The sequence below is a fragment of the Mesorhizobium sp. M2A.F.Ca.ET.037.01.1.1 genome (assembly GCF_003998075.1).
Taxonomy (GTDB): Bacteria; Pseudomonadota; Alphaproteobacteria; order Rhizobiales; family Rhizobiaceae; genus Mesorhizobium.
The window spans coordinates 1-2,422 of sequence record NZ_RZSA01000968.1 but is presented as its reverse complement, the minus strand read 5'-3'; the positions used below and the strand labels follow the sequence as shown (position 1 = coordinate 2,422).

Here is a 2,422-nt window from a genome sequence, read left to right as displayed (position 1 = left end):
ATCGGCGACCTCGACGGGCAGGCTGCCGCCGCCGGCAATAATGCCGACCTTCGAGCCCGGCGCGAGTTGAAACCCTGATGCGGCGCGCTCAGGCCTCGTCATCGCCGCTGTCATCGTCGCCGCCACCCTTCAGCGGCGGGACCGCATAGTGCCGCTTGCCGCCGCTGGCGATGAAGTCGATCATCTTCGTGGCGGCAGGAGACGAGGAGCCGAATTCCGCCCTGGCGAGATCGATATTCTCCGCGACGCTGCGGGAACGGTCGAAAATCGACCGGTAAACCTTGCGCAGCAGGTAGATTTCCGAGCGCGGCAGGCCGGAGCGCTTGAGCCCGATGATGTTCAGGCCGCGCAGCTTGGCGCGATTGCCGGCGGCGATCGCATAGGGAATGATATCGCCGACAACCGCAGAGCAGCCGCCGATGAAGGCGTTGTCGCCAATGCGCACGAACTGGTGAACGGCGGTCAGCCCGCCGATATAGACGTTGTCGCCTATCTCGCAATGGCCGCCGAGCGTCGCGCCATTGGCGAAGGTGGCGTTCTTGCCGACGACGCAATCATGGGCGATGTGGGCATAGGCAAGGAAATTGCCGTTGTCGCCGACACTCGTCTCGCCGCGGCTGGAATCGGTGCCGACATGCATCGTGACGCCTTCGCGGAGGGTGCAGTTCTCACCGACAATCAGGGTGGTGCGTCCGCCCTTGTGCTTGGTGTTCTGCGGCGGCGCGCCGAGCGTCGCCATCGGATAGACCTTCGTTCCGGCTCCGATGGTTGTTGCGCCCATCACCGACACATGGCTGACCAACTCGACGCGGTCGCCGATGATTGAATCGGCGCTGATATGGCAAAAGGGTCCGATGCGGACACCTTGGCCGAGCCGGGCTCCTTCTTCGACGACCGAGGAAGGATGGATGAATGTCTCGACTTTCATGAGCATTTCGAACCGTCAGCCGGTGACCATCATGGCCGAAACCTCGGCCTCGGCGGCTTTCGCGCCGTCAACCATCGCCTCGCAGGCGAATTTCAGCAGGTTGCCGCGCTTTCTGATCTTCTTGACGTGGATCCTGAGCTGATCGCCCGGAACCACCGGTTTGCGGAATTTCGCATTGTCGATGGTCATGAAATAAACCAGTGAGGGCTTTTCCGTGTTGAGGCTGCGAATGCAGATCGCGCCGGCGGTCTGGGCCATCGCCTCGATGATCAGCACCCCGGGCATGACCGGCTGTTGCGGAAAATGGCCCTGGAAATGCGGCTCGTTGATGGTCACGTTCTTGATGCCGACCGCGGACTCGTCGCCGTCTATATCGACGATACGGTCGATCAGCAAGAACGGATAGCGGTGCGGCAGGAGCTTCATGAGCCCCATGATGTCAACCGCCTCGAGTGTCGTTGCCACCATGTCAGCCATTTCCGTCGCCTTGCTTGCGCGTCCTGGCCATCCTGCGCAGCATCGCTATCTCGCGCATGGCTTCCGCCATGGGCTGCGCCGGGTAGCCTCCCCAGACCTCGCCTGCCGGCACGTTGTTCATGAATCCACTTCTCGCAGCAAGCTTGGCTCCCGGCCCGATGGTCAGATGATCGGCGAGGCCGACACCGCCACCCATGGTGACGTTGTCGCCGACGACGACGGAACCGGAAATACCCGAAAGGCCCGCTATAATGCAATTGCGGCCGATGCGAACATTGTGGGCGATCTGCACCAGATTGTCGATCTTTGTGCCCTGGCCGATGATGGTATCGGACATCGCACCGCGGTCGACGGTCGAATTGGAGCCGATCTCGACGTCGTCCTGGATGATGACGCGGCCGATCTGCGGCACGCGTTCAGGTCCCTTGGCGCCGCCCACGAAGCCGAAACCGTCCTGGCCAATCCTTGCGCCGCCATGGATGATGACACGATTGCCGACAAGCGCATATTGGATGCTGGCGCCCGGACCGACGAACCCGTCGCGGCCGATCTGGCAGGAGCGGCCAACAACGGCGTGAGGTGCAATGACAGTGCCGCTGCCGATGGACACGCCGGGGCCGATCACTGCGCCCGCTTCGACGATCGCTCCTTCCTCGATATGGGCGGACGGATCGACAAAGGCATGCGCCGAGATGCCGGTTTCTCCGGTCATTGGCCCCGGAGTTGCGGCATGCGGAAACAAAAGGCGTCCGACCATGGCGAAAGCCTGTTGCGGACGAGGATGCATGAGCACCGCGATCCCTGGCGGCGCCTTGGTCGCAAAATCGGCGGGGCACAGGACCGCGGCAGCCCTCAGCGACTGCATCAGCGCGAAATTGCGCTTGCCGTCGACAAAGACGAGCGCGCCGTCACCGCCCTCATTGGCGGGAGCCAGCGCTTCGATGGCAATTTCAGCCTGCGCGGCATCAAGCAGGCTGGCGAGGTCGCGAATCTGACCGGCGCCAGCCTGCTTGATGC

The 2,422-nt window shown here is 62.9% G+C and carries 3 protein-coding genes; all 3 read right to left on the bottom strand.

The window, feature by feature from the left end; translation table 11 throughout:
- Positions 1 to 88: 88 nt before the first annotated feature.
- Genes lpxA through lpxD form a run of 3 tightly spaced genes read right to left on the bottom strand, consistent with a single transcriptional unit; the run spans position 89 to position 2,420 of the window.
- A complete protein-coding gene (gene lpxA, locus EOA27_RS32060; protein ID WP_126082655.1) occupies positions 89 to 928 on the bottom strand; it encodes an acyl-ACP--UDP-N-acetylglucosamine O-acyltransferase in 840 nt (279 codons plus the stop codon).
- Between the two features lie 15 nt (positions 929 to 943).
- Positions 944 to 1,405 carry a 3-hydroxyacyl-ACP dehydratase FabZ gene (gene fabZ, locus EOA27_RS32055; protein ID WP_127258198.1) on the bottom strand — a complete coding sequence of 154 codons (462 nt, stop codon included), beginning with the start codon at positions 1,403 to 1,405 and terminating at the stop codon, positions 944 to 946.
- Positions 1,398 to 2,420 (bottom strand): UDP-3-O-(3-hydroxymyristoyl)glucosamine N-acyltransferase, encoded by a 1,023-nt coding sequence (lpxD, locus tag EOA27_RS32050; RefSeq protein ID WP_127258195.1) that lies wholly within the window; start codon positions 2,418 to 2,420, stop codon positions 1,398 to 1,400. Before lpxD ends, fabZ begins: the two co-directional genes overlap by 8 nt.
- Positions 2,421 to 2,422 lie beyond the last annotated feature (2 nt).

Excerpts from the sequence above, each read along its gene's own strand:
- lpxA (WP_126082655.1), bottom strand. The coding sequence starts at position 928 with ATGAAAGTCGAGACATTCATCCATCCTTCCTCGGTCGTCGAAGAAGGA.
- fabZ (WP_127258198.1), bottom strand. The coding sequence starts at position 1,405 with ATGGCTGACATGGTGGCAACGACACTCGAGGCGGTTGACATCATGGGG.